Consider the following 23822-nt stretch of genomic DNA (forward strand, 5'->3'; position numbering starts at 1 on the left):
GTCAGCCCTTTGCTTCCTTGGCGGCGGCCTTCGCTGCGCGCTTGTGCTCGCGGACCTTCGTGAGCGACTCGGGCGAGACGATGTCGGCCACCGAGCGGAATGAGCCCTCCTCGCCGTACGCGCCGGCGGCCTCGCGCCACCCGGCGCCGGTGAAGCCGTACTGCTTGCCGAGGAGCGCGACGAAGATGCGCGCCTTCTGGTCGCCGAACCCGGGCAGCGCCTTCAGACGCTTCAGGACGGTCGCGCCGTCGGGGTCATCCCGAGTCCACAGTGCTGCGGCGTCGCCGCCCCAATCATCGACGAGCGCCTGGCACAGTGCCTGCACGCGCCCCGACATCGAGCCCGGGAACCGGTGCACCGCGGGGGTCTGGCTGAAGGCTGCGGTGAACTCGTCGGGATCGGCGGAAGCGATCGTCGCGGCATCCAGCCCGCCGGTCCGGTCGCGAATCTTCAGCGGTCCGCTGAACGCCGTCTCCATCGCGATCTGCTGATCAAGCAGCATCCCGATCAGAAGGGCGAGCGGCTCGTCGGTGAGGAGTGCGTCGGCGTCGGCGTCGCCGGTGATGTGCAGGGCCATGTCTCCATGTTCCCACCCGGACTATTCATGCTTTGCAGCCGGAGGCTTCATGAAATAGCGCGTCGCCGGGCGGAATAGGCGGGTTTCGTCTGATCTGCCTTCAATCCGACGTTGCAAGAGCCGATCGGGCGTCGGTTTATGGCTCCAGGACCGACTTGCCCGACGATCGACCGCCACAACGCAACGACGAGTAGCCCCTCTCGGGGATCTACATGATCGCGGACGGCGACACCCTGCGAGGCATTGCGATGCGGTACTGCCTGGACCTCGAGTGGCTCGCGAAGCTCAATGGCCTCGAGGGACATTCCATATACAAAGGCGACGCGCTGGCGCTGTTCCCCGAAGCGCTTCCGGATGCTCAGCGAAGAAACGAAGGCCAGCGCAGCGACGCGCCGTTGCTGCAACCGTGATGCGTCGGAAGCGAAGTTGAAGGCGCATGATCTTTCGTCGGCCTGAGCAAGACTGGAACTATCGGGCGGCCTACGTGGCCGAGTATCGCCGCGCTGTTCGATTGCTCGGTCTGGAGCTTCCGCCTGGAGCGACCATTTCGCAGGATCCGCCGGAGGACGAACCGGGGACCCTATACCAGGTCGGGGCGGGTGAGGTGCAGGCCCTCTTCACGTGGTTGGGCCACGTGGAAGTTGCCGCCATCGAAGCGCACCGGAAGGGCGGTTCCGTCGACGTCGGAGGAGGCGGTCTCGTTCGTCCGATGCCGTCGGATGACGTTCAAGACGAGGACGGTTGCGAGCACCAGTGCCAGCACGAACATGGTCGCGATGAACCACAGGAAGTCCGAGCCGATCAGGATGTTGCTGATGACGAAGCGGCCGAAGGCGACGAGCACCCCGGCCGCCGTGCCGAGGTAGAGCCACAGCGTGCGGCGGGACAGCAGGGTCGCGCCGATGCCCAGCAGCACGATCCCGAACCCCGCGATGAAGCCGCCCCAGGTCGAGAAGACGATCCCGAGCCAGTCCACGAATGCCACTGGCAGCGTGGCGGCGTCGATACCCGTATGCCGGATGTCTTCTGGCAGGAGGAAGGGTCGAAGGAACAGGAAGTAGACCCCGATCCCGAGGGTGAAGACGCCGAGCGCGGTCGTGAGAGCGCCGCCAAGCAGGTCCTTCCGGAGACGTTCCTGAGTGGGCATCCGAGACATCCGTCCTGTTCGACCGTGGGGCGCGTTCTCGCCTGGACCTGTGCCGGTGAGATATGCCCTGGGCGCCAAGCGCTGCACAGGACACCCCGATCGGGCGAGAGCGGTCAGAGCCGGTCCAGGATGAACTGCACCCGCTCCTCGGCGCTGAGGACCGGAACCCGCACGACCGGGAAGGGCAGCGCTTCGTACACCTGGGTCAGCAGTTCGTGGATGCGCTGCTGGGCGGCGGTGTCCTCGGTGCGGGCGTAGTCGGCGGCCAGGGGCAGCAGGTCGAGGATGAACGTCGTGCGGTAGTCGACGTGCTCGAGCGCGGTGAGCAGAGCGGGGTCGGGCTCGAGGTCGAGGAAGCGGTAGTAGGCGAGGGAGTCGGGGACGGCCCGGTCGAGGAACACGGTGGCGTCCGGGTCGAGGGCAGCTTCCTCCGCGAGCTGCATGTCCAGGACGCCGCGCTGGAACTGCCGCTGCTTCGCCCGGACCTCCTCGACGGTGCGGCCGGCGATGCGCTGCAGGTCGAGATAGTGCCGGGCATGCTCGATGGTGGTGGTGTAGCCGCGGTCCCGCAGCAGGTTCACGGTGGTGGTCTTGCCCGAGCTGGGCCCGCCGGTGATGACGTGCCAGTTGGTCACGTTCGCCCTTTCGCTCTGCCCGCTCCGGGAATATCCTCTTCACGAAGTACCTTATACCGCTAGAGGGTATACGATCGACGTCGGAGGTGGCTGAGATGGCACACGGATACGTGGATGACAAGCAGGCGCTGCTGGCGCGGTTGCGTCGGGCGGAGGGGCAGGTGCGCGGGATCGCGCGGATGGTCGACGAGGACGTGTACTGCATCGACATCCTGACCCAGGTCTCGGCGGCGACGAAGGCGCTGGAGTCGGTCGCGCTGACGCTGCTGGAGGACCATCTCGGGCATTGCGTCGCGCAGGCGACCGCGCAGGGCGGCCCGGTCGCGGAGGAGAAGCTCCGCGAGGCGAACGCCGCGATCGCGCGGCTGGTCCGCTCCTAGAACGTTCACACCACACGCATCGACACGCTCACGAAAGGAGCACAACATGACCGGACAAGGATTCCAGGACCTCGGCCTGCAGGCGACGAACGGCGGTGGCTGCGCCTGTTGCGCCCCCACCTCCCACGCCGCCACGGCCAACACCACCGCCTCCGCGACGGCGCAACCGGCATCGGGCGAGGTGTCGGCGCAGTTCCTGGTGGAGGGGATGACGTGCTCGCACTGCGTGCGCAGCGTCACCGAGGAGGTCTCCGCGATCGACGGGGTCTCCGGCGTCGAGGTCGACCTGCACGCCGGCGGCGTGTCCACGGTGACCGTGTCCAGCACCGCCCCGGTGGACGCGGAGCGGGTGCGGGAGGCGGTCGAGGAGGCCGGGTACAGCCTCGCCGCAGCCTCATGAGCACGCTGGACGTCGATCTCGACATCACCGGGATGACCTGCGCGTCGTGCGCGACGCGGGTCGAGCGGAAGCTGAACAAGCTGCCCGGGGTGGAGGCGACGGTCAACTTCGCCACCGAGAAGGCCCGCGTGCACTCGGAGGCCCTGGTGCCGGTGGAGGAGCTGATCGCGGCGGTCGAGCAGGCGGGGTACGGAGCGAGCCTCCCAGCCCCGCCTGTGCCCGACACGGCTGAGCAGACCATCCCGCGGGACGATGAGCTGGCGTCGCTGCGGCAGCGGCTGATCGTCTCGGCGGTGCTGGCGGTGCCGGTCGCGGTGCTGTCGATGATCCCCGCCCTGCAGTTCACCTACTGGCAGTGGCTCACGCTCACCCTGGCCGCGCCGGTGGTGGTGTGGGGGGCGTGGCCGTTCCACCGCGCCGCGGCGATCAATGCCCGGCACGGGGCGGCGACGATGGACACGCTGATCAGCGTCGGGGTACTGGCCGCGTTCGGCTGGTCGCTGTACGCGCTGTTCTTCGGCGGTGCGGGGATGCCGGGAATGCGGATGAGCGTCACCTTCGTCGGCACCCCGCAGGCCGGCGGTCATGAGGTGTACCTGGAGGTCGCCGCCCTGGTGACCGTGTTCATCCTCCTCGGCCGTTACCTCGAGGTTCGTGCGAAGCGGCAGTCTGGGGAGGCCCTGCGCGCCCTGCTGGAGCTCGGCGCGAAGGACGCCGTGGTCCTCCGGGCCGGTGCCGAGCAGCGCATCCCCGTCGCACAGCTCGTACCGGGTGATGTCGTGGTGGTGCGGCCGGGTGAGAAGATCCCCGCCGACGGCCTCGTCACCGAGGGCGTCTCCGCGGTGGACGAGTCGATGCTCACCGGCGAGTCCGTGCCGGTCGAAGTCGCCCCCGGCTCCCGCGTGGTCGGCGCGACCGTGAACACCGGCGGGCGCCTGCTCGTGCAGATCACCCGCGTCGGCGCCGACACCGAGCTGGCCCGGATGGCGCGGCTGGTCGAGGAGGCGCAGACCGGCAAGGCCCAGGTGCAGCGCCTCGCCGACCGGGTGTCGGCCGTCTTCGTCCCCATCGTCATCGCTCTCGCCCTGATCGCGTTCGCCGGGTGGCTGATCGCGGGGGCGCCCTTGGAGGTCGCCTTCACCGCCGCGGTGACCACCCTGATCATCGCCTGCCCGTGCGCGCTGGGGCTGGCGACGCCGACCGCTCTGCTGGTCGGCACCGGCCGCGGCGCCCAGCTGGGCATCCTCATCCGCGGACCCCAGGTGCTCGAGCAGACCCGCCGCATCGACACCGTCGTGCTCGACAAGACCGGCACCATCACCGCCGGCACCATGACCGTCACCGGCATCCACCCCGCTCCCGGCACCGATGAGGCGGAGCTGATCCGGTTCGCCGCGGCGCTCGAGCACGGCTCCGAGCACCCCATCGGCCGCGCCATCACCGCCGCAGCCGACGGCCCGGTGGATGCGGTGGAGTCGTTCGCCGCCGAGTCAGGGCAGGGCGTGCAGGGCATCGTCGACGGCCGCATGGTCGCCGCCGGCCGCGCCACCTGGATCACCGGGCAATGGGCGATCGCGATCCCCGACGAGCTCGCCGCGACGATCACGGCCGACGAGGCCGCGGGCGCGACCGTGACCGTGGTGGCGTGGGACGGGCAGGCGCGCGGCGCGATCAGCGTCGCCGACACCATCAAGCCCACCAGCCGTGAGGCCATCGCCCGACTGCGCGGGCTCGGGCTGACCCCGATCCTGCTCACCGGCGACAACCCCGGCGCCGCCCGCACCATCGCCGACGACGCCGGCATCGAGGACGTCCGCGCCGGAGTCACCCCGCAGGGCAAGCTCGACACCATCCGGGAGCTGCAGGCATCCGGACGGGTGGTCGCGATGGTGGGCGACGGCGTGAACGACGCCGCCGCCCTCGCCCAAGCGGACCTCGGCATCGCGATGGGCACCGGCACCGACGCGGCCATCACCGCCGCGGACCTGACCATCGTCTCCGGCGACCTGCTCCTGGTCCCGGACGCGATCCGGCTCGCCCGCCGCACCCTGGGCACCATCAAGGGCAACCTGTTCTGGGCGTTCGCGTACAACGTCGCCGCGATCCCGGTCGCGATGCTCGCCCTGCTCAACCCCATCCTCGCCGCCGCCGCGATGGCGTTCAGCAGCGTGTTCGTGGTCACCAACAGCCTCCGACTGCGCCGCTTCCGCCACCTGCCCGCCCCGACGCCCACCGTCCCGACGCCCCGCCGCGACACCACCCCCGTCCACGCCTGACACCCACGCAAGGAGACCGCCATGACGCACGACCACACCGGCCACGACGCCGCCGCGCACGATCACGGGTCCCACGAGCATCATCACCACGAGCCCCCGGCCGGAGCGACCAACCTCGTCACCTGCCCGGTCATGCCCGGCAACCAGGTCGACCCGGCATGGGCCGAGAAGCGCGGCCTGTTCCGCGACTACGAAGGCACCCGGTACTGGTTCTGCTGCCCCGAGTGCGGGCCGCTGTTTGACGCCGACCCCGCCCGCTACGCCAACGCCGCCTGACCCACGACGGCAGGGAAAGGGGGCGCGGGATGGATACAGCGGTCGGGCTGGTGCAGGCCTACCTGCGGGTGAACGGGTACTTCACCGTCGCCGAGTACCCGGTGCTGGACGCGACCGGTCCGGACGGGCCGCGCACCGTCACCGACCTGGACATCCTCGCGATCCGACTGCACCACATCCGCGGCGACGACCCCGACCCGGCCCTCGGCGCCCGCCCCGGGGCGCCGGACATGATCGTCGGCGAGGTCAAGGAGGGCGCCCCGAAGCTGAACCCCGCGATGCGCGACCCCGCGGTGCTGGAGGCCGCGTTCGCCCGGTTCGGCTGCTGCACCCCCGCCGACGCGCCCGCGCTCGTCCAGGAGCTGCTGACGGCCGGGCAGGTCCTCGCCCCGGAGGGCCACCTGATCCGCACGGTCGCGTTCGGCAACACCGCCCGCCCCAATCTGTCCCGCTCCTGGCACACCGTCCCGCTCGAGCACATCCTCGACTACCTCCGCGATCACCTCGCCCGCAACTGGGCCGTCGTCGGTCGCACCCAGATCAAGGACGACACCCTCGGGCTGCTGGCTCTGATGGAGAAGGCCCACCGCGCCGGAACGGGCCGCCGATGAGCCGGCTGCCGCGCACCGGTCCCCATCCGGGACCATCGCCCCTGGCCAGGCATCGGTCGGGCGACCAGCCTGGGCAGGACCGCCGTGCGCCCGATCGGCGCCGGTGGGGATCCAGGCACACCAGGGTACGCTGGACGCGGGAAGGAGGTCGGCGGTGAACCACATCCGAACCCTGATGCACGCCCCATCCGGGCTGCACCGGCTGCTGCTGACCTTCGCGACCGCGCTCCTGCTGATCGCCGGCCTGCTGGCCATGCACACCCTCACCGGCACGCTCACCAGCGGGCACGCCGACACCCCCGCAGCGGCCTCCGAAGCCGCCCATGCCGCGCCTGCCTCTGACCTGGGCGGCACCGTCGCGACCGGGAGCATGCTCGAGGACACCATCGGGACAGGCCCCGAGGCTTCGGGCGGGCACTGTGAGGGCGACTGCGACGGCTCGGGCGGAATGCCGGACCATTCGATGCTGATGATGGCGTGCGTGCTGGCGCTGTTGGCCGCCACCATCGTGCTGCTCGCCCCGGCGCTGCTGGCCCGCCTGCGCACCGCCCTCGCCCTGCTGCGCCTGCACGGGCGGAATGTGCTCACCGCGTTACCGCACCCCCGACCACCTTCCCTCATCGTCCTGTCGATCAGTCGAACCTGATTCCCCGCCCTCCCGTCACCGCTGTGCCGGGAGATGCTGCGCCGTGCCCGCATACGGCAGGGGAATCGACTCACCATTCGACCGACTAGACAAGGACACCCACCCGTGCGTTTCCGCATTCTCGCGCTGAGCACCGGCGCGCTCGCCGCTGCGCTCGTGCTCGCCGGCTGCGCCCCCACCGACGGATCCATGCCCGGGATGGACCACGGCCCCGGCGGCATGACCAGCAGCACCCCCGCCCCCTCCGGGCAGGCATCGTTCAACTCGGCTGACGAGATGTTCGTCACGATGATGATCCCGCACCACGAACAGGCCATCGAGATGGCCGATCAGATTCTGGCCAAGGACGGCATCGACGAGCGGGTCGTGACCCTCGCCGAGCAGATCAAAGCCGCCCAAGGCCCCGAGATCCAGACCATGAAGGGCTGGCTCGAGGACTGGGGAATCCCCTACGACGACTCCATGTCCGACATGGGCGGCATGGACCACGGCGACGGGATGATGTCCGACGACGACATGGCCGCCCTGGACGCCGCCACCGGGGTCGAGGCGACCCGGCTGTTCCTCGAGGGCATGATCGGCCACCACCAGGGCGCCGTCACGATGGCCCAGATGGTGCTGGACAACGGGGAGAACCCGGACGTGGCCGCGCTCGCCCAGCAGATCATCGACGGACAGACCGCCGAGATCACCACCATGCAGGACATCCTCGCCGCCCTCTGACCCGAACCCCTCGGACGGGACCCGCGCTCCCGATGCCGGTCCCGTCCGAGGCCCCACCCTCGACCCCTGTGCGGTCACCGGTATCCGGCGTACCCGCACGGAAAGGCTCTCCGTTCATGATCTCTCCCACCACCCGCAGACTGGCGATCACGGCCACCGTCACCGTCGCGCTGCTGCTCACGGGCTGCAGCACCACCCCTGCGGAGCCCGATGGCCCCGCGAGCACCGCGGCCGGGTTCGGGCATGTGCACGGCATCGTCGACGCCGGTGACGGCACCGTGCTGCTGGGCACCCACACCGGCCTGTACACGCTGGGCGAGGACGGCACCGTCACCGGCCCGGTCGGTGGCATCGACCTGGACGCGATGGGACTGACCGCTACCGGTGACAACCTCTACGCGTCCGGGCACCCCGGCCCGTCCACCCCGGCGGAGCTCGGCGCCCCCAACCTCGGCATCATCCGCAGCCTCGACGCCGGCGCCTCGTGGGAACCGGTCGCGTTCACCGGGGAAGAGGACTTCCACGTCCTCACCGTCACCGGCGACGGCACCCTGTACGGGATCGGATCCTCCCGCCCGCTGCTGCGCACCAGCAGCGACGGCGGGCAGAGTTGGGCGGACGGTGCCGAGCTGCCCGCCGTCGACCTGGCCGCCGCGACCGACGGCACCCTGTACGCCGCCACCCAGGACGGGCTGCAGCACAGCACCGACGGTGGCGCCACCTTCACCCCGGCGCCGGACGCGCCAGTGCTGTACCTGGTGGAGACCGACCCAACCGGTGGGGTGGTCGGAGTGGACACCGACGGGATGTTGCGACGTCTGGTCGGCACCGGTTGGGAGGACGTCGGCACCACCACGGGAACCGTCCAAGCCCTCGGGGTCACCGGGGACGGTGCGATCGTCCTGGTCGATGACCGCGGCGTGGTCTGGATCCGCGACACCACCGCCACCGTTCTCATCCCGGCGGCAACACCATGACCACCGTCATTCGCACCTGGCGCGACCCGAGCGGCCGCGGATCGGAAGGAGACCGACCATGACCCCCACACCGGCACCCCCCGCGTGGGCGCACCGCACCACTGATGCCACCGCCGAGCAGTTGGCGGCGGTGGATGCGTGGTGGCGGGCGGCGAACTATCTGAGCATCGGGCAGATCTACCTGCTCGACAACCCGCTGCTGCGCGACCCGCTCACCGCGGAGCACATCAAGCCTCGACTACTGGGGCACTGGGGCACGACCCCGGGCCTGAACTTCCTGTACGCCCACCTCAACCGGGCGATCACCGACCGGGATCTGAACACCCTGTACGTGACCGGGCCGGGGCACGGCGGGCCGGGCATGGTCGCCAACGCCTACCTGGACGGCACCTACACGGAGCTGTACCCGCGGATCGACCGCACCGAGGAGGGGCTCAAGGCGCTGTTCCGGCAGTTCTCCTTCCCCGGCGGCATCCCCTCGCACGCGTCCCCGGACACGCCCGGGTCGATCAACGAGGGCGGCGAGCTCGGCTATTCCCTCGTCCACGCCTACGGCGCCGCGTTCGACAACCCGGACCTGCTGGTCGCGTGCGTGATCGGCGACGGGGAGGCCGAGACCGGGCCGCTGGCGACCGCGTGGCACGGCAACAAGTTCCTCAACCCAGCCGCGGACGGGGTGGTGCTACCGATCCTGCACCTGAACGGGTACAAGATCGCCAACCCGACGGTGCTGTCCCGCATCCCCGAGGACGAGCTGGTCGCGCTGCTGCGCGGCTACGGCCACGAGCCGTTCGTGGTCACCGTCGGCTTCGACGGCGAGGACCCGCGGGAGTCCCACGCCCGGTTCGCCGGCGTGCTGGACGAGGTGCTGGACCGGATCGCGGACATCAAGACCGCCGCGGCGGCCGGCACCCTGGAAGGCCGGCCGGCGTGGCCAGCGATCGTGCTGCGCAGCCCGAAAGGCTGGACCTGCCCGCCGGTGATCGACGGGCTCCCCGTGGAGGGCACCTGGCGGTCCCACCAGGTGCCGCTCGCCGAGGTCCGCGACACCCCCGAGCACCTGCAGCTCCTCCAGGACTGGCTGGCCTCCTACCGGCCCGACGAGCTCTTCGACGCCGACGGCGCCCCGTTCCCCGCCACGGTCGCCGCCGCCCCGGCCGGAGCGAGGCGGATGAGCGCTAACCCGGTCGCGAACGGCGGGCAGCTGACCGTCCCGCTGCGCCTGGGCGACTTCCGCGACCACGCCCACCCGGTCGACCCCGAGGCGCGAGGCACGGGAACGGCGGAGGCGACCCGGATGCTCGGCGAATGGCTCGCCGACGTGATCCGGCACAACCCGGACAACTTCCGCATCTTCGGCCCCGACGAGACCGCCTCCAACCGGCTCGCCCCGCCCGTGTTCGAGGCCACCGGCAAGCAGTGGAACGCGACCGTGCTGCCGGTGGACGAGCATCTGGCGCCGACCGGGCGGGTGATGGAGGTGCTCAGCGAGCACCAGTGCCAGGGCTGGCTCGAAGGGTACGTCCTCACCGGCCGGCACGGCCTGTTCAACTGCTACGAGGCGTTCACGCACATCGTCGACTCGATGTTCAACCAGCACGCCAAATGGCTCGAAGCCGCCAGCGAGGTGCCCTGGCGGGAACCGGTGCCGAGCTTCAACTACCTGCTCTCCAGCCACGTCTGGCGGCAGGACCACAACGGGTTCAGCCACCAGGACCCCGGGTTCATCGACCTCGCCCTGAACAAGAGCCCCGACATCGTCCGCGTCTACCTCCCGTTCGACGCGAACACGCTGCTGTCCACCTACGACCACTGCCTGCGCTCCACCGGCTACATCAACGTCGTCGTCGCCGGAAAGCAGCCCGCCCCGCAGTGGCTCACCATGGACGAGGCGATCGAGCACTGCACCCGGGGCCTGGGCATCCTGCCCTGGGCCGGCACCGAGACCGAGGGCGCCGAGCCGGACGTGGTGCTCGCCGCCGCCGGCGACGTGCCCACCCTCGAGGTGCTCGCCGCGGCCGCGTTGCTGCGCGAGCACATCCCTGACCTGTCCGTGCGGGTCGTGAACGTGGTCGACCTGACCCGTCTGCAATCCGAGGACCAGCACCCGCACGGCCTGCCGGACCGGGAGTTCGACGCGATCTTCACCCCCGACAAGCCGGTGATCTTCGCCTACCACGGCTACCCGTGGCTGATCCACCGTCTCACCTACAAGCGCGCCGGGCACCAGAACCTGCACGTCCACGGCTTCGTGGAGAAGGGCACCACCACGACCCCGTTCGACATGGTCATGCTCAACGACCTCGACCGATACCGGCTCGCGATCGACGTCCTCGACCACGTCCCGGGCCTTGCCGCGACCCACGCGCAGCTGCGGCAGGAACTCGTCGACGCCCGCCTGCGCGCCCGCGCCCACACCCGCGAGCACGGCACCGACATCCCCGCCGTCGCCGACTGGCGCTGGCCCCACCCCGACACCGACCCGAACCGCCCCTCCACCGCGAAGGAAATCCGATGACCGACACCAAGACCGTGACCCTGCAGGTCAGCGGCATGATCCGCGCGACCTCCAAGAACGTCACCGAAGCCCACCTCGCCCGCCAGCCGGGCGTCCTGTCCGTCGACGCGAACCCGGTCTCCCAGACCGCGACCGTCACCTACGACGCGCAGACCACCTCGGTCGCGCACCTGCAGCAGTGGGTGATCGAATGCGGCTACCACTGCGCCGGGCAGTCCGTCCCGGACCACGTCTGCGACCCCGCCCACGAACCCCACGAGCACGCCGACCACCACGACCACGCCGAGCACGATGCCCACGCCGAGCATGACGGCTATCAGGAGCACGCCGAGCACGAGGGACGCGCGGTCTCCACCGGTCATGACACCCCGGCGGGGCACGAGCACCCGCACCCGGCAGCGGACCACGCTGACCACTCCGCAGTGGACGCCGGTGAGCATGCCGGTCACGCTCCGGCCACCGAGGGTGGGCACGATCACGGGGCTCAGCCGGCCGGCCGCAGCGCGCAGGATGTGATGGGCCACGGCGGGCATCACGGCGGCATGTCGATGGACGCGATGATCCGGGACATGCGCAACCGGTTCCTGGTCGCGTTGATCCTGTCGATCCCGATCACCTTGTGGTCCCCGATCGGCCGGGAGGTGCTCGGCTTCGAGGTGCCGGCCCCGTTCGGGCTGCGCGACGACGTGTTCATGCTGATCGTGTCGCTGCCGGTGATCTTCTACTCGGCCTGGATCTTCTTCGACGGCGCCTACCGAGCCCTGCGGGCCCGCACCCTCGACATGATGGTGCTGGTCGCGGTCGGCGTCGGCGCCGGCTGGATCTACAGCCTGATCATCACCCTCACCGGCGGCGGCGAGGTCTTCTACGAGGCGGCGACCGTGCTGGCCACCTTCGTGCTCCTCGGCCACTGGGTCGAGATGCGCGCCAGGGGCGGCGCGAACGACGCCATCCGACGGCTGCTGGAGCTCGCTCCCGCCCGCGCGGTCGTCCTCCGCGACGGCGAGGAGGTCGAAATCCCCACCTCCGAGGTCGTCCCCGGGGACCTCATGCTCATCCGCCCCGGCGCGAAGGTCCCCACCGACGGCGTCGTCGAGGACGGCGAGTCCGAGATCGACGAGTCGATGGTCACTGGCGAGTCCATGCCGGTCGAGAAGGCGCCCGGCTCGGAGGTGATCGGCGCGACCGTGAATACCGTCGGCACCCTCCGGGTGCGCGCCACGAAGGTTGGCGCCGACACGGCGCTGGCGCAGATCGTGAAGCTGGTGCAGGAGGCGCAGAACTCCAAGGCCCCTGGGCAGCGTCTCGCCGACCGGGCCGCGTTCTGGCTCGTCCTGCTCGCCCTCGTCGGAGGCACTCTGACCTTCCTGGTGTGGTTCCTCGCCGGGGCGGATGTGCCGATGGCGATCCTGTTCGCGATCACCGTCGTCGTCATCACCTGCCCCGACGCCCTCGGGCTCGCCACCCCGACCGCGATCATGGTCGGCACCGGCCTGGGCGCCAAGCGTGGTGTCCTGTTCAAGAACGCCACCGGCATCGAGACCGCCGCGCACATCGACACCGTCGTGCTGGACAAGACCGGCACTCTCACCAAGGGCGAGCCCGAGGTCACCGACTACATCCCCATCGGCATGGACGACCTCGAGCTACTCGCCCTCGCCGCGGCGCTCGAGCGGGAGTCGGAGCACCCGCTGGCCAAGGCGATCGTCACCTACGCCGAGAGCCGGAACATCCCGCGTCGCACCGCGTCCGCGTTCCGCAACGTCACCGGGCAGGGCGCGATCGCCACCGTCGACGGAAGGCAGGTGGTGCTCGGCAACGCCCGGCTGATGGCCGCGCAGGGCATCGACACCGGCCCGGTCGTCTCGCAGCAGCAGGCCCTCGCAGACGGCGGCCGCACCGCGATCATGTTCGCCGTCGACGGGCAGATCGCCGGCGTGATCGCCCTCGCCGACGCCCCCCGCGACACCGCGAAAGCCGCGATCGACGCACTCCACGAGCAGGGCATCGAGGTGGCGATGCTCACCGGCGACAACAAGCCCACCGCCGAGCGCATCGCCTCGCTGCTGGGCATCGACACCGTGATCGCCGACGTGCTCCCCGAGGACAAGTCCGCCAAGATCGCCGAGCTCCAGGCATCCGGCAAGAAGGTCGCGATGGTCGGCGACGGCGTCAACGACGCCCCCGCCCTCGCCCAGGCGGACCTCGGCATCGCGATCGGCGCCGGCACCGACGTCGCCATCGAGACCGCAGACGTCGTCCTGATGCGGTCCGACCCGCTCGATGTCGCGATCGCGCTGAAGATCGGGAAGGGCACGCTGCGGAAGATGCGGCAGAACCTCGGCTGGGCCATCGGCTACAACGCCGCCGCCCTCCCCATCGCCGCCGGCGTGTTCTACCCCGCGTTCGGGATCATGCTCACCCCCGAGATCGCCGCCATCAGCATGTCCGGCTCCAGCGTGATCGTCGCCGTCAACGCGCTCCTGCTCAAGCGGCTCCGGCTGCCCGCCCAGCAGGCCCCCTCGGCCCCGGCAGAGGCGAGCAGCCTCGCCCCGGCGTCGACGCCCGGCGGCGCCTCATGACCGGACGCGAGGCGCCGCGATGACTCCGCGGTCGGCAGAGCACGGGACTCACCACCTCGATGCCGTCTACGACGCGGTGCTGTTCGACATGGACGGCGTGGTCACGAACACCGCCGCGATCCATGCCGCCGCGTGGAAGCAGCTGTTCGACGAGGTGCTGCGAGACCCGCGTGTGCAGGTGGACGACCCCGAGACGACCTTCGACCCGGCCGCCGACTACCGCCGCTATGTGGACGGGCGAACCCGCGAGGACGGGGTATCGGCGTACCTGACGACCCGTGGGATCGCCCTGGACGCCGGAGATCCCGACGACCCACCAACGGCGTGGACGATCGCGGGGCTCGCGGCGCGCAAGAACGAGCTGTTCCTGGCGGAGCTGGGCACCCGTGGGCTGCGCGTCTATCCGGGCACCGCGGCGCTGCTGCATCGCCTGCGGGACGCGGCCGTGCCGGTCGGGCTGGTCACCGCGAGCCGGAACGCGCAGCAGATGCTCGCCGCCGCAGGACTGGCCGGCTGCTTCGACACCGTGGTGGACGGCCGGATCGCGCTCTCGCATCACCTGAAAGGCAAGCCGGATCCCGCCATGTTCGTCGAGGCGGCCCGGCGACTGGGTGTCGCCGCGGCCCGCACCGCGGTCGTCGAGGACTCGGTCGCCGGCGTAGCGGCCGCGAGGCGCGGAGGCTTCGGCTTCGTCGTCGGCATCGACCGCGCCGGAGCGCGGGAGCAGCTCGAGGCCGCGGGCGCCGACCTCGTCCTGGCCGATGTCGCCGAGCTCGACCTGGGCGTCTCCACCACGGATCCGTGGCAGCTGGTCTACGACGGCTTCGACTCCGCGCACGAAGGGCACCGGGAGGCGCTCACCGCGCTGGGGAACGGCTACCTGGCCACCCGTGGCGCCCGGCCCGAGCACCACGACGACGGCATCCACTATCCCGGCACCTACCTCGCCGGCGTGTACAACCGACTGGCGAGCACCATCCACGGGCGCGAGCTCGAGGAGGAGCATCTCGTCAACACGCCCAACTGGCTTCCGGTGGACCTCCGCATCGGAGACGGGCCGTGGCTGTCCACCGGCCAGGTCGTGACGCACAGCGAACGACGCGAGCTCGACCTGCGCCGCGGCCTGGTCGTCCGCCGCGCGGTCCTCACCGCTCCGAACGGGGATCGACTCGACTTCGTGCAGACGACGTTCACCTCCCTGGACGAACCTCACCTTGCCGTGCTGGAAACCACGCTCACCGCCCCCGACTGGAGCGGCACGGTCACCCTTCGCGCCGGGATCGACGCCGGCGTGCGCAACAGCAACGTGGCCGCGTACCTCGGATCGGACGCCACCCACCTCACGCAGCCGACGTTCCGCCACGTCGGCGACACCACCCTCTGCGAGGTGCGGACCCGACAGAGCCGGGTCCACATCGCCACCGCCGTCCGCACGACCCTCACCGGAACCGACAGCGCGACCGATCACCGCATCGACACGCCATCGCAGCCCACCCGGGAGCTGCGCATCCCTCTGGAGCAGGGTCGACCGGTCACCCTCACCAAGACGGCCGCGATCTACACCTCCCACGATCGGGCCATCAGCGAGCCGGGTGGTGCCGCCCTGACCCTGCTCACCGAACGCGGTGGCGACGTCGAGGCGCTGCGGGAACGCCACGCGGGTGCGTGGCGGCGACTCTGGGAACGCTTCGCGGTCACCCTGGACGCCGACACGCACAGCCGACTCATCCTGAACCTGCACGTCTTCCACCTGCTCCAGACCCTCTCGCCGCACACCGTCGAGCTCGACGCCGGGGTGCCCGCCCGCGGCCTGCACGACGAGGGGTATCGGGGGCACGTCTTCTGGACGAGGTGTTCGTCCTGCCCGTGATCGCTCTGCGCACGCCCGAGATCAGCCGGGCGCTGATCGACTACCGCTGGCGGCGACTGGACGCCGCCCGCGCCGCGGCGACCGCCGCCGGACTCCGCGGAGCCCTCTTCCCCTGGCAGAGCGGCAGCGACGGTCGCGAGGAGACGCCCGAGGCGCTCTACAACCCGCGCTCCGGTCGGTGGATGCCGGACAACTCCCACCGTCAACGCCACGTCGGCCTCGCCATCGCCTACAACGCCTGGCAGCACTACCAGGCCACCGGCGACCTCGAGTGGCTCGCCGAACGCGGCGGCGAGCTCATCATCGAGGTCACCCGCCTGTTCGCCTCGCTCGCCGAGCACGACACTGCCACCGACCGCTTCCACATCGCCGGGGTGATGGGACCCGACGAGTTCCACGACGGCGCCCCGGACGCTCCCGGCAGCGGCCTGCGCGACAACACGTACACCAACGTCCTCGCCTCGTGGGTCGCCACGCGAGCGGCCCGGACACTCGCCCTGCTCCACGGGCACCGCGGCGAGGGCCTCCGCGACCGGCTCCGCGTCACCGACGAGGAGATCGCGGGATGGGCCCGGCTCAGCACACGACTGGCGGTGGGGTTCCACCGCGACGGCATCCTCACCCAGTTCGACGGCTACGAGAGCCTGCAGGAGCTGGACTGGGACCACTACCGCGAGGAGTACGGGAACATCGGCCGGCTCGATCTCATCCTCGAGTCCGAGAACGACAGCACCAACCGGTACAAGCTCGCCAAGCAGCCCGACGTCGTCATGCTGGTCTACCTGCTCGGTCACGACGGGCTCCGGGCGCAACTCGCCACGCTCGGCTACCCGTTCTCCGAGCAGGACCTGACCCGCACGGTCGAGTACTACCTCGCCCGCACCGCCAACGGGTCGACGCTCAGCCGAGTCGTGAACGCCTCCGTCCTGGCCGGCATCGACCCGTCCCGCTCCTGGATCGCGTTCCGCGAGGCGCTGACCGCCGATCTCGACGACTCCCAGGGCGGCACCACCCGCGAAGGGATCCACCTCGGCGCGATGGCCGGCACCATCGACCTGCCCGTCCGCTCCTTCGCCGGCATGGCCCTCGGTGACGACGAGCTCGTCTTCGCCCCCCAACTGCCGCCGAACCTCACCCGGGTCGGGTTCCAGATCCGATACCGCGGCCACCTCGTCGACGTGATGCTCCGTGACCGCAGCCTGGAGCTTCGCGTGCACGCCGGCTCAGCACCCGCGATCCACGTGCGCGTCGGCGCGGTCGCCGTGCCGCTCTCGGCCGGACAGACCAAGACGTTCGCGATCGGCCCGGGCACCTCGGCCCGCGACGCGACCAACCGCGAAGGAGGCCTCGACTGATGAGCACGCATCGGAGCCGGTATCGGCGCATCGCCACCATCCTCGAGCACCACGGACTCGGGCTCGGTCTCGGGCTGCTCGGACTGGAGAAGTGGATTCCCTTCAACAAAGGCGTTCTCGGGCATGCGCGCCGGGACGAGCCCTACACCAGTCCGGAACACCTCCGACTCGCCCTCGAGGAGCTCGGACCGACCTTCATCAAACTCGGCCAGCTGCTGTCCACCCGCAACGACCTGCTGCCCGCCGCTTACCTCGCCGAGTTGGTCAAGCTTCAGGACGCCGCGCCGCCCGAGGCCTGGGAGCCGATGAAGGCGGTGATCCGCGAGGAGCTCGGCGCGGACCCCGAACAGCTCTTCGCACAGTTCGACCCGCAACCGCTGGCCGCCGCGTCGATCGGGCAGGCATACGCCGCGACCCTTCACGACGGCACCCAGGTCGTCGTGAAGGTCCGCCGACCCGGCGCGGTCGCCCAGATCCACGAAGACCTGGAGATCCTGCAGAACCTCGCCGAGCGCGCCGACAAGCGGTGGGATGCCGCCCGCCAGTACAACCTGCCGGGCATCGTCGAGGAGTTCTCCCGCACGCTGCGCGCCGAGCTCGACTATCTGCAGGAGGGCCGGAACGCGGAGCGGTTCGCCGCCGACTTCGCCGACTCACCCGACGTCGCCGTCCCTCAGGTGTTCTGGGAGACGACCACGTCACGCGTGCTGACCCTGGAACGGATGCACGGCATCCGAGTCGACGACCTGCCCGCCCTGGACGCGGCCGGCATCGACCGGAACCAGCTGGCCAGGCGAGGCGCAGACCTCATCCTCACCATGGTGTTCGAGAACCGCTTCTTCCACGCCGACCCGCACCCGGGCAACCTGTTCATCCAAACCGACGGATCCATCGCCCTCATCGACTTCGGCATGGTCGGCCAACTCGACGAAGAGGTCACCGAGCAGCTCTCCGACGTGCTGCTCGCCTTCACCCGCGGAGACTCCAACGCGCTCGCCACCGCCCTGCTCGCGCTCTCGATCACCAAGAACACCTCCGACCGCGGCGAGCTCGGCCGCTCCCTGGACGTCTTCGTGTCGCGGTATCTCGGACGCCCCCTGTCCGACATTAACCTCAGCCACCTGCTCGGAGAGCTGCTCGCCCTGCTGCGACACCACCACCTCCAGCTGCCGCAGCAGACCGCTCTGCTGTTCAAGGTCCTGATGATGGGCGAGGCACTGGCGGCACGGCTCGACCCCGAGTTCGAGATGCTGCAGGCGCTCACCCCCTTCTCGGAGCGGATCGTGCAGCGACAGTTCTCCCTCCCCGCCCTGGCGAAACGCTGGGCACAGGCATCCGCGGATGCCGGAGCACTGCTGCTCGAGCTGCCCGGAACACTCAAGCAGCTCCGGCGGGTGCTGGAGAACGGCGGCCTCGAGGTGCACCTGCGCGCGGCCGAACTGGAACCGCTCGTGGGACGGGCTGAACGGATCGGCAATCGCCTGATCGCCGGCATGATCACCGCCGCCCTGATCAACGGCATCGGCGAACTCGTCAGCGGGAACACGAGATGGCGCTCGCGGGAAGGCGTCATGATCGGCGCCGGCGCGAGCGTGGTCACCGCACTGGGCGGCTACCTGCTCTGGACCACGCGGCGACGGCGATGACCGCCGCGGCTCCCATCCCTCATCAGAAAGGCACGCACATGAACACCATTCGAGTCGGCGTCAACGGCTACGGCGTCATCGGCAAGCGCGTCGCCGACGCGGTCCTGCTGCAGTCGGACATGGACCTGGTCGGCGTCGCGGACACCGCCACCGACTGGCGGATCAAGTCCGCAGCGAACCGCCTGCCCGTGTTCGCCTCCACCATCGAGGCGCAGCAGGCCATGCGGGGCGCCGACGTGCCCGCACAGGGAGTGCTCGACGACCTTCTCGCGCAGTGCGACGTCGTCGTCGACACCACCCCCAAGCATGTGGCAGCGGGAAACCTGGAGCGCTACCGCGCCCTCGGCGTCAAGGCAGTGCTCCAAGGCGGCGAGTCCCACTCCACCACCGGCCACTCCTTCGTCGCCCAAGCCAACTACGCCAGCGCCATCGGCAGGGACAGCACCCGGGTGGTCTCCTGCAACACCACCAGCATCGTGCGGATCCTCGGCGCGACGTCATCGATGCGGGCGGGTGGGGTCTGGTCGGGGCTGTTCATTGCTCGGAGCCTGTCGACGCCGGTGGGGCGGGAGGAGATATCCCCGTCTGGTCGACGGTCAGCACGTCTCCCGCGTTGGTGATCGCGACTGCCTGCACGCTCAGGCTGGTAGTGCCGGCTTCGACCCATTCCGACTCGCCGGCGCCAGTGACCCAGACGGTGCCGGCTGTGTCGACACCAACGATGCGCTGGTGGTCGGGTGAGGTGTTCAGCAGCGCGATGGTGGGAGCGTCCGTCCAACCGGTGAAGGTGGCTCCCGCGTCGGTGCTCACTTGCAGCCCGTCTGGGGTGGACGCGATGAGCCGTTCGGTGGCGTCCACGACGAGGTTGCGTGCGGGGACCTCCGCTCCGGTGGGTTGCCAGGTGACTCCCCCGTCGGTGCTGGTGAGCAGTTCAGGGTTGTCGGTGGCGATCCCATAGACCACGTTCCAGGTGGTGCCGGCGAGTACGTGGAAGTCCTTCTCGCCTGAGAAGACCACGGGAGACCAGGTCATGGCCCGATCCATGCTTCGGATGATGCCCAGGTGAGGGGTGCCAAGTTCTGCGGGGGTGTCGGGGCCAGGGTGCCCGGAGGCAAGAAGAGCGTCCCCGGCGGCGGTAAGCCCCATCGCATCAAAACCCGGACCGATCCGGGCACCGGTGTCACCGTCTGCGGTCGCGGGGTAGATGCCCGCGTGTGTGCCGATGAGGAAACCCTCACCGGCGGGGTCGGCGACGATCCCATGCACATGTGTGAGAGGTGTTTCCGGCTCAGAGGACTGTCCTGGGTTCGCTGCGCAGCCGGTAACGACCAGGACTGTGGCGGCGAAGACGCCGAGCGCGGGAAGTGCGCGGCGGGTGGCGAATGAGCGGGGGGTGCGTGGGCGCATGGGTGCGCCGAGGAAGAAGTGGTGTTGCATGTCGGACCTGCAGGCCACTGACGGCGGTGTGGGGCGCGACCGCGCCCCACACCGCGGGGGTCAGAGTGCCGCGAGGATGTTCTCCATCTCTGCGATCTCCGCCGTCTGGGTGTCGACGATGTTCTGCGCCATCTCGATCGCGTCGGGGTTTTGACCGTTGTCGATCTCGTCCTGCGCCATGTCGATCGCGCCCTCATGGTGGACAGTCATCTGTTCCAGGAACAGCCGGGACGCGTCGTCTCCGTTGGCGCCCTCGAGCGCTTGCATGTCGTCCTCGGTCATCATCCCGCCTCCGTGGTCCATGTCGCCCATGCCGTCCATGGACGAGTCCGCGCCCCACTGATCCAGCCACTGTTCAAGCTGATCGATTTCGGGTTGCTGGGCGGCTTTGATCTCTTCGGCCAACGCGGTGACACGCTCATCGACACCGTCCTTGCCGAGGAGCATGTCCGACATCTCCACAGCCTGCGTGTGGTGCGGGATCATCATCTGCGCGAACATCACGTCCGCGTCGTTGAAGTTCGCAGCCTCGGCGGGAGCTGACGAGGAGCTTCCGCCGTGATCCATCCCGGGCATGGACGTCGAGTTGCCACCGCCCGCGCAGCCGGCGAGGGTGAGAGCCGTGGCGAGGGTGAGCGCGACCGTGGCCGCTGTACGAATTTTCATCTGGAGTCTCCAAGCATCGATACGTGAAGCCAGCGGCGAGCTGGCGAAAAGGCGGAGGTGAGCAGGTACCGGGTACCCACTCCCCGCCGTTCACGTACGGCTGACGCAGAGGACAGATAGCGACGGGGCCGCGAGAGTAGGGCGACGACCCGGCGCCAAGAGGGCTACGGTCGGTGCCCGGTCACGGACGACGCGCAGCAGCGCGGCGCTGCGAGGGGCCAGCAGCATCACCAGAGCGAGAATCGCCAGTACGCAGGCCATGACCAGCATGTCCGCATACCCTCCGCCACAGTCCACACACTCCGTCGACGCTGTGTCGCCCTCGCTCGTGCTGGCCGTTGCCGCGTGAGTCTCGCCCATCGAGGCAGCATGAGACATGGGCGCGGCGTCGTGGCCCTGTCCGGAGCCGAGCGAGTGCATCGCCAACAGGCCGACGATCAGGGCGGTTGTGACGGTGAGGAGGGTGAGCAGTGTGCGGGTGCGGGCGCGCGCATGCGAATGGTCCACGTTGTTAGCGATGTTCATCAGCGACACGTTCCACCTCCCGCGGTCATATAGTACGACGTGATTGTACGGATCAGCCGCGTCCGGCGACCGCGTCGGGCGACAGATCCAGCCGGCGCAGCAGTTGCGCGTTGAGAGCCACCACGATCGTTGACAAGGACATCAGGATCGCCCCGACCGACATTGGTAGCACGAACCCGACCGGGGCGAGGATGCCGGCCGCGAGGGGGACGGAGAGGAGGTTGTAGCCGGCCGCCCACCACAAGTTCTGCTTCATCTTCCGGTAGCTCGCGCGAGACAGTTCGATCACTGACAGCACGGAGCGGGGGTCGTCGCTGGCGAGGATCACTCCGGCGGAGGCAATCGCGACATCCGTGCCGGCACCGATCGCGATACCAACGTCCGCTTGCGCGAGAGCGGGCGCGTCGTTGACTCCGTCACCGACCATCGCGACCTTGCGGCCCTCGCCCTGCAGCCCCTTCACCTTCGAGGCTTTGTCTTCGGGTCGGACGCCCGCGAAGTACCGGTCGATGCCTAGGGCATGTCTGACAATTGCCGGGTCCAGGCGATGACGGCGTTGAGGATGACAGCGGCCCGGTAGGTGATCGCGAGTTTGTCGTAGCGGGTGGCGAGTCCTCGCCATTGCTTGATGTGGCAGTAGCGGCGCTCGATGACGTTGCGGCCCTTGTAGTCGGCGGCGTCGAGGCCGACGGGGCGTCCGCCGCGTGAGCCGCGGCGCTTGCGGTGGCCTTGCTGGTCGGACGGCTCGGGGATCACGGCCTTGATCCCGCGGGCGCGTAGATGCCCGCGGATCGCGCGGGATGAGTACGCCTTGTCACCCCGGACCGCGTCCGGACGAGTGCGGGGCCGGCCGACGGGACGGGCGACACGCAGGTGTCCCATCAGCGGCAGGAACATCGGCGAGTCCCCGGCCTGGCCTGCTGTCAGCAGCGCGACCAGCGGGAGCCCGTTGCCGTCGACGAGCTGGTGGATCTTCGTCGACAGGCCGCCTCGGGAGCGGCCGACCGCGTGATCAGGCGGCTCGACGCACCCGCGGGGTCGACGCCGGAGGTCGAGGTGACGGAAAGGTCGGGTGGGGGAGGATGGGTGCATGACCTCCGACGCCCCTGACCTCGTCTCCCACGCGCGCTCCTCCCGCGTCGTGGTGATCGGAGGGGGGATGGCGGGTCTGATCGCCGCGCTCGAGTGCGCTCGGGTGGGGATGGCGGTCACCGTCCTGGAGTCCGGCGATCGATTCGGCGGCCTCGTGCAGGCTGCCGAGTTGGACGGCCGGCTCGTCGACACCGCCGCCGACGGCTTCCGATCGGCACCCGGGGCTCTCGCCGACCTGATCGACGAGCTGGATCTGCGCGGCAAGGTCGTGCCCGCCCGCGACCAGGACACCTGGGTGGCGGGGGCCTTCGGGGTGGCGCCGCTGCCGCGCGCGTCGATCCTCGGCATCCCGGCCAACCCGTTCGACGACCGCACACGTCGCATCGTCGGGTGGGCGGGTGCGTGGCGGGCGTACGTCGATCGCCTCCGCCCGCCGCTGACCATCGGGAAGACGCGCAGCCTCGGCGCCCTGGTGCGGGCGCGGATGGGGTCGCGCGTGGCGGACCGCATGGTGGCCCCGCTCAGCCACGGCATCCACGGCCTGTCGCCGGAGCTGGTCGATGTCGATCGTGCGGCGCGGGGGTTGAACGCCGCTCTCACCCGCACCGGCTCCCTCTCCGGCGGTGTCGCCCAGCAGCTCCCCGACGACTCGGCCGCGGACGGCGATCGCCCGACTCGCGCCACCCTCCGCGGAGGGATGGCGACTCTGGTCGATGCCCTCGTCGCGCACCTGACCGATCTCGACGTCGATCTGCGGCTCGGCGCCACCGCGACCGCGCTCGATTCCGAGGGGCAGGGGTGGGCGGTCACGTCGACGTCCGGTGGCGAGAGCTCCCGACTGCCGGCCTCCGCCGTGATCGTCGCCACGGACGAAGCTGCTGCGCGGCGACTCCTCGCTGCGCACGTCAGCGGTCTGGACGGTGCGGTGCTCTCGCCGGACGACGTCGACGTCGCGACGCTCCTCCTCGACGAGCCGGACCTCGATCGCAGCCCGCGGGGCCACGCCGTCTACGTCGTCCCGGGCTCCGCGCCCGCGATCGCCGTCGTCCACGCGAGCGCGACCTGGCCGCACGCCGCCGGCGACCCGCACGTCGTCCGGGTGACCCTTCCGGCCTCCGACGCGACGGATGCCGCCGTGATCGCCGAGGCGACCCGCGCGGCGTCCGAGATGCTCGGCGTCACCATCGCCGGTCCGCGCGCGGCGCATCGTCGCCGCGCCCCGCGCGCCCTACCCGGATCGGCGCTCGCGCCCGAGCGCGACGAGCTGGAGGCTCGACTTCGCGCCGGGGCCAACCTCGGCGTCGTCGGCGCGTGGATCGGGGGCAATGGGCTGGCCCGCGTCGTCGAGGACGCGAAGACCGAAGCGGAGCGAGTCAGGTCGGAGCTGCTATGGGGTCCGCGCGCCGAGGATGCCCCCCGTTAGGGCGGATGTCAAGGGTAGATGCCGCGAACGGAATGCCCCGTTACGCTGGGCTCTCGGCAC

22 protein-coding genes and 2 pseudogenes are annotated in these 23822 nt (G+C 70.2%); 16 read left to right on the forward strand and 8 right to left on the reverse strand.

Annotated elements, in window-relative coordinates; all coding sequences use genetic code 11:
- Nucleotide 1 precedes the first annotated feature (1 nt).
- Nucleotides 2–577 carry an HhH-GPD-type base excision DNA repair protein gene (locus BKA24_RS03370; protein ID WP_184215090.1) on the reverse strand — a complete coding sequence of 192 codons (576 nt, stop codon included), beginning with the start codon at nt 575–577 and terminating at the stop codon, nt 2–4.
- A gap of 212 nt (nt 578–789) precedes the next feature.
- Between BKA24_RS03370 and BKA24_RS03375 the strand changes: the two genes are divergently transcribed.
- Nucleotides 790–987, forward strand: coding sequence for a LysM peptidoglycan-binding domain-containing protein (locus BKA24_RS03375; protein ID WP_184215092.1), 198 nt, complete (start codon nt 790–792; stop codon nt 985–987).
- Nucleotides 988–1157: 170 nt separating this feature from the next.
- Here the strand turns inward: BKA24_RS03375 and BKA24_RS03380 are convergent, their stop codons facing one another.
- Both BKA24_RS03380 and BKA24_RS03385 read right to left on the reverse strand, forming a co-directional pair.
- Nucleotides 1158–1724: a hypothetical protein gene (locus BKA24_RS03380; RefSeq protein ID WP_184215094.1), complete on the reverse strand. Its 567-nt coding sequence runs from the start codon at nt 1722–1724 to the stop codon at nt 1158–1160.
- Nucleotides 1725–1837: 113 nt separating this feature from the next.
- Nucleotides 1838–2359 carry an AAA family ATPase gene (locus BKA24_RS03385; RefSeq protein ID WP_184215096.1) on the reverse strand — a complete coding sequence of 174 codons (522 nt, stop codon included), beginning with the start codon at nt 2357–2359 and terminating at the stop codon, nt 1838–1840.
- A gap of 95 nt (nt 2360–2454) precedes the next feature.
- On the opposite strand from BKA24_RS03385, the gene BKA24_RS03390 reads away from it, so the two are divergent.
- The 14 genes and pseudogenes from BKA24_RS03390 (at nt 2455) to BKA24_RS03450 (ending at nt 19239) form a co-directional block, all read left to right on the forward strand.
- A complete protein-coding gene (locus BKA24_RS03390) occupies nt 2455–2739 on the forward strand; it encodes a metal-sensitive transcriptional regulator (protein WP_033107649.1) in 285 nt (94 codons plus the stop codon).
- Nucleotides 2740–2785: 46 nt separating this feature from the next.
- Nucleotides 2786–3139 (forward strand): heavy-metal-associated domain-containing protein, encoded by a 354-nt coding sequence (locus BKA24_RS03395; RefSeq protein ID WP_021010665.1) that lies wholly within the window; start codon nt 2786–2788, stop codon nt 3137–3139.
- Nucleotides 3136–5415 (forward strand): heavy metal translocating P-type ATPase, encoded by a 2280-nt coding sequence (locus BKA24_RS03400; RefSeq protein ID WP_184215098.1) that lies wholly within the window; start codon nt 3136–3138, stop codon nt 5413–5415. Before BKA24_RS03395 ends, BKA24_RS03400 begins: the two co-directional genes overlap by 4 nt.
- Before the next feature lie 21 nt (nt 5416–5436).
- Nucleotides 5437–5691, forward strand: coding sequence for a YHS domain-containing protein (locus BKA24_RS03405; RefSeq protein ID WP_184215100.1), 255 nt, complete (start codon nt 5437–5439; stop codon nt 5689–5691).
- Nucleotides 5692–5720: 29 nt separating this feature from the next.
- Complete coding sequence (locus BKA24_RS03410) at nt 5721–6302, forward strand: hypothetical protein (RefSeq protein ID WP_042378563.1); 582 nt, start codon at nt 5721–5723, stop codon at nt 6300–6302.
- 154 nt (nt 6303–6456) lie between these two features.
- Complete coding sequence (locus BKA24_RS03415) at nt 6457–6948, forward strand: DUF6153 family protein (protein WP_184215103.1); 492 nt, start codon at nt 6457–6459, stop codon at nt 6946–6948.
- A 105-nt stretch (nt 6949–7053) separates the two neighbouring features.
- Entirely contained in the window at nt 7054–7671 is a 618-nt protein-coding gene (locus tag BKA24_RS03420; RefSeq protein WP_184215106.1) for a DUF305 domain-containing protein, read from the forward strand.
- A 116-nt stretch (nt 7672–7787) separates the two neighbouring features.
- A complete protein-coding gene (locus tag BKA24_RS03425; RefSeq protein WP_184215109.1) occupies nt 7788–8648 on the forward strand; it encodes a F510_1955 family glycosylhydrolase in 861 nt (286 codons plus the stop codon).
- Nucleotides 8649–8706: 58 nt separating this feature from the next.
- A complete protein-coding gene (locus tag BKA24_RS03430) occupies nt 8707–11166 on the forward strand; it encodes a phosphoketolase family protein (RefSeq protein WP_184215112.1) in 2460 nt (819 codons plus the stop codon).
- Nucleotides 11163–13748, forward strand: coding sequence for a heavy metal translocating P-type ATPase (locus tag BKA24_RS03435; protein WP_184215115.1), 2586 nt, complete (start codon nt 11163–11165; stop codon nt 13746–13748). The genes BKA24_RS03430 and BKA24_RS03435 overlap by 4 nt, the downstream gene beginning before the upstream one ends.
- 88 nt (nt 13749–13836) lie before the next feature.
- A pseudogene (locus BKA24_RS03440) lies at nt 13837–16610 on the forward strand (HAD-IA family hydrolase); the annotation flags it as partial.
- Between the two features lie 87 nt (nt 16611–16697).
- Complete coding sequence (locus BKA24_RS15505) at nt 16698–16973, forward strand: glycosyl hydrolase family 65 domain-containing protein (protein ID WP_246367206.1); 276 nt, start codon at nt 16698–16700, stop codon at nt 16971–16973.
- The gene (locus tag BKA24_RS03445; protein ID WP_036298344.1) at nt 16973–18619 is read left to right on the forward strand and encodes an ABC1 kinase family protein; all 1647 of its coding nucleotides are present in this window, start codon (nt 16973–16975) and stop codon (nt 18617–18619) included. The genes BKA24_RS15505 and BKA24_RS03445 overlap by 1 nt, the downstream gene beginning before the upstream one ends.
- Before the next feature lie 38 nt (nt 18620–18657).
- Nucleotides 18658–19239 (forward strand): type II glyceraldehyde-3-phosphate dehydrogenase, encoded by a 582-nt coding sequence (locus BKA24_RS03450; protein WP_184215118.1) that lies wholly within the window; start codon nt 18658–18660, stop codon nt 19237–19239.
- Here the strand turns inward: BKA24_RS03450 and BKA24_RS15870 are convergent.
- From BKA24_RS15870 to BKA24_RS03475, 5 genes and pseudogenes are all read right to left on the reverse strand, one after another.
- The gene (locus BKA24_RS15870) at nt 19154–20056 is read right to left on the reverse strand and encodes a F510_1955 family glycosylhydrolase (protein WP_343065899.1); all 903 of its coding nucleotides are present in this window, start codon (nt 20054–20056) and stop codon (nt 19154–19156) included. The two genes, BKA24_RS03450 and BKA24_RS15870, sit on opposite strands and share 86 nt — an antisense overlap.
- Before the next feature lie 60 nt (nt 20057–20116).
- Nucleotides 20117–20722, reverse strand: coding sequence for a DUF305 domain-containing protein (locus tag BKA24_RS03460; protein ID WP_184215120.1), 606 nt, complete (start codon nt 20720–20722; stop codon nt 20117–20119).
- A gap of 90 nt (nt 20723–20812) precedes the next feature.
- The gene (locus BKA24_RS03465; protein WP_221417273.1) at nt 20813–21247 is read right to left on the reverse strand and encodes a DUF6153 family protein; all 435 of its coding nucleotides are present in this window, start codon (nt 21245–21247) and stop codon (nt 20813–20815) included.
- Nucleotides 21248–21299: 52 nt separating this feature from the next.
- A pseudogene (locus BKA24_RS03470) lies at nt 21300–21776 on the reverse strand (HAD-IC family P-type ATPase); the annotation flags it as partial.
- On the reverse strand, nt 21761–22339 hold the full coding sequence (locus BKA24_RS03475) for an IS5 family transposase (RefSeq protein WP_246367002.1): 579 nt from the start codon (nt 22337–22339) through the stop codon (nt 21761–21763). The gene BKA24_RS03475 and the pseudogene BKA24_RS03470, both read right to left, overlap by 16 nt.
- Here BKA24_RS03475 and BKA24_RS03480 point away from each other — a divergent pair.
- A complete protein-coding gene (locus BKA24_RS03480; protein ID WP_184215126.1) occupies nt 22338–23762 on the forward strand; it encodes a protoporphyrinogen/coproporphyrinogen oxidase in 1425 nt (474 codons plus the stop codon). The genes BKA24_RS03475 and BKA24_RS03480 overlap by 2 nt on opposite strands.
- Nucleotides 23763–23822: the final 60 nt, after the last annotated feature.

Origin of the sequence: Microbacterium marinum, assembly GCF_014204835.1 — a bacterium.
Lineage (GTDB): Bacteria > Actinomycetota > Actinomycetes > Actinomycetales > Microbacteriaceae > Microbacterium > Microbacterium marinum.